The sequence below is a fragment of the Mesorhizobium sp. M7A.F.Ca.US.002.01.1.1 genome, from assembly GCF_004022955.1.
Taxonomy (GTDB): Bacteria; Pseudomonadota; Alphaproteobacteria; order Rhizobiales; family Rhizobiaceae; genus Mesorhizobium; species Mesorhizobium ciceri.
This window is the reverse complement of record NZ_RZQE01000615.1, coordinates 1-2,858: the sequence shown is the minus strand read 5'-3', so window position 1 is coordinate 2,858 and position 2,858 is coordinate 1. Positions and strand designations below refer to the sequence as shown.

Here is a 2,858-nt window from a genome sequence, read left to right as displayed (position 1 = left end):
GCCTGATATTGTCGATATCGTCATGGAAATGGCGCAGGCACCCTGCGAGCCGCAAAACGCCCCTCCCCTGCCGGCGCACCTGGAAGGGCTCGCCGAGCGCGCGCGCGATTACGTCGAGGCAGCAAGCTCGGCGAACACCCGGCGCGCCTACGCCGCCGATTGGAAGCATTTTTGCGCCTGGGCGCGCCGCCAGCATCTCGATGTGTTGCCGCCCGACCCGCAGGTCGTTGGCCTTTACATCACGGCCTGCGCGTCCGGTAAGGTGACGGGCGACAAGAAGCCGAACGCCGTCTCGACCATCGAGCGACGTCTCTCCTCGATCACCTGGAATTTTTCTCAGCGTGGCCAGCCATTGGACAGGAAGGACCGGCATATCGCCACTGTGCTGGCCGGCATTCGCAACACCCACGCCTCCCCTCCCCGGCAAAAGGAAGCCATTCTGACTGAAGACCTGATTGCCATGCTCGAGACCCTTGACCGTGGAACGTTGCGCGGCCTGCGCGACCGCGCCATGCTCCTGTTGGGTTTCGCCGGCGGCCTGCGGCGTTCTGAAATCGTTGGCCTGGACGTTGCCAGGGACCAAACCCAGGACGGCCGCGGCTGGATCGAGGTTTTGGACAAAGGCGTTCTCGTCGCATTGCGCGGAAAGACCGGCTGGCGCGAGGTCGAGATCGGCCGTGGCTCGTCCGATGCCACATGCCCGGTTGTGGCGGTGCAAACCTGGCTGAAACTGGCGAGGGTCGGCCATGGGCCGTTGTTTCGACGCGTCACCGGAAACGGCAAAGCAGTTGCAGCCGAGCGGCTCAACGACCAGGAAGTGGCGCGGCTGGTCAAACGCACCGCCCTCGCAGCCGGGGTTCGTGGCGACCTGTCCGAAGGCGATCGTGCAGAGAAATTTTCCGGTCATTCCTTGCGCGCCGGTCTTGCCTCATCGGCTGAGGTCGACGAGCGTTACGTTCAAAAGCAGCTTGGCCATACGTCGGCCGAAATGACCCGCCGCTACCAGCGGCGCAGGGACCGGTTTCGCGTCAATCTCACCAGGGCCAGTGGACTGTAGGCCCCCTCCCCTGGCGGATCGGTCTATCGCCAAGACAGCTGATCCCTCGGCAGCCGACCACTGGGGTCGAATACAGCCACCTTGTGCGGGAGATCGGGGCCCCAGTTCCAAAGGACCAGATTGCGATCCTCCATCTCGGCCCCCGGCGCGAAGCTCGGAACCACGATGCCGGCAACATTTCGGGGTTGCAACCGCTCATAGATGGACCAGGACGCTGGACGTTCTCCGTTGCTGAGAGCCGTCGCCCAGGCACAGGCCATCTCTTCGAGCGTCACAGAAAACTCTCCTCTCCGCTCTTCCGTTGTCAGATCCGCGATGTCGTCACAATCGATCTCATAGGAGCAAAGCACGCAGGGATCGATCCGCTGTGCGAAGCCCTGGTTGGCTTCCTTGATCGCTGTCATGATGGTCAGCGCCAGATAGAGCGCCGGCACGCCTTTGGGATTGAATCGAGCCCCTCGGATCGCCGCTCCTTCGCCGGAAGTCGGCTTGAATGCCCAACGTGGATCATGTGCGCGGTAGCAGGTTCCGACGAACCTCACGCAAACCCGCCAACGGCCATGTGATCGAGATAATCACGGACCGCTGCTGCCTTGCCGTCCTTCACCAGCGCCTCAGCGGTGCGTCCCCCAAATGCCGGAAGCGGCTGAGCCCGATACCAGGCCATCGCCTGCTCCTTGCCACCCGCCCATTCCGTCACTCGGCTGATGATCTCGAGCATTTCTCGCAGACGCCCCTGGGTCTTTACCGTGGCGCTACGCTCTGACCGATAAAGCGTCTCGCGTGCAAGACCTGCAGTCTGGGCCAACTGGCCTTTGGACATGCCAAAACCGTCCGCGACCTGCCCAATCGCAATCTTCCCATTCCGGTCCATGTAGGACAAGATGAGAGGTCCATTCTGCTCGGCTATCTTGAGTGCCTGGCCCATGGTGTTCATCCTACCATATCGGGAGTCATATTTCGTGTGCAGAAGATATGGCACTTGTAGACTGTTTTCAAGAACGAACCCGTTCAGTGGCCGCGCCGCAAACCCCGCCGACAGGTGGGAATGTGCCAGGCCACCTCAACAGCACCGGTCACATCCTTACGCCGCTGCCCCGCGATATCTTGCCGCTCATCCGGTCATCCGTGCTGACGCGCCATTGGCTTTCAGCGCCGCCATGAGCATAGGTCCAACAGAAAACTCACCCGCTTTTGCCTTTTCGGTCAGCACGCGCAGATAACCGCCAGCCGAGTTGATATGCTGCGCTCTTTGCAGAATGCAGGCGATCACGATCGCGGCAACTTCCTGGCCCATCACATGGCAAGCCTCCTCATAGGCTGAAGGCGACACGCCAAGGTATCCTCGCACCTGGGCGGCGGTCATCATCAAGTCGCGCCAGCTTCCGATCCCGTTGACGGCATAGTCGGCAATATCGGGACAGGCCCGCAGCACCAGTCCAATCGGGTAGCCTTTCGGCTTCTCGGGGGGGTGGGATGTTGGCTCGGCCTCCGCCCTGCTTTTTTCGAAAGCCGGTTCAAATACAAAAGCGGAGTCTGTGTTTGAATCAGATTGCTGCCGCTCATTATGGGACTCATTGCCGCTAGGATTCTTGGCATTTGTGAAGCTTTCCAGCATCTTGTTGACCGCTTCGTGCAGCTCTACCAGCTCGGCGACGACCCCTTCCAGCTCCGACAGGCCTGCCCGGCGTGGAATTGCGTCCACAATGGCCCGGAACCGCTTCCACAGCGTTCCCCAGTCCCCGGGCACATCCTCCTCGACAGCCGCCTCGATCAGCTTATGGATGTCGCGGCGGTGCAG

At 61.5% G+C, this 2,858-nt stretch carries 4 protein-coding genes; 1 reads left to right on the top strand and 3 read right to left on the bottom strand.

Annotated features, from left to right (window positions below):
• On the top strand, window positions 1–1,057 hold a 1,057-nt coding region (locus EN932_RS32910; RefSeq protein WP_245483372.1), incomplete at its 5' end, for a site-specific integrase.
• Window positions 1,058–1,080: 23 nt separating this feature from the next.
• Here the strand turns inward: EN932_RS32910 and EN932_RS32905 are convergent.
• From EN932_RS32905 to repC, 3 genes are all read right to left on the bottom strand, one after another.
• Window positions 1,081–1,599 (bottom strand): RES family NAD+ phosphorylase, encoded by a 519-nt coding sequence (locus tag EN932_RS32905; RefSeq protein WP_013525332.1) that lies wholly within the window; start codon window positions 1,597–1,599, stop codon window positions 1,081–1,083.
• Window positions 1,596–1,985 carry an MbcA/ParS/Xre antitoxin family protein gene (locus tag EN932_RS32900; protein WP_013525331.1) on the bottom strand — a complete coding sequence of 130 codons (390 nt, stop codon included), beginning with the start codon at window positions 1,983–1,985 and terminating at the stop codon, window positions 1,596–1,598. The genes EN932_RS32905 and EN932_RS32900 overlap by 4 nt, the downstream gene beginning before the upstream one ends.
• Window positions 1,986–2,171: 186 nt before the next feature.
• On the bottom strand, window positions 2,172–2,858 hold a 687-nt coding region (gene repC, locus EN932_RS32895), incomplete at its 5' end, for a plasmid replication protein RepC (RefSeq protein ID WP_245483371.1).

Excerpts from the sequence above, each read along its gene's own strand:
- EN932_RS32900 (WP_013525331.1), bottom strand. The coding sequence starts at position 1,985 with ATGGGCCAGGCACTCAAGATAGCCGAGCAGAATGGACCTCTCATCTTG.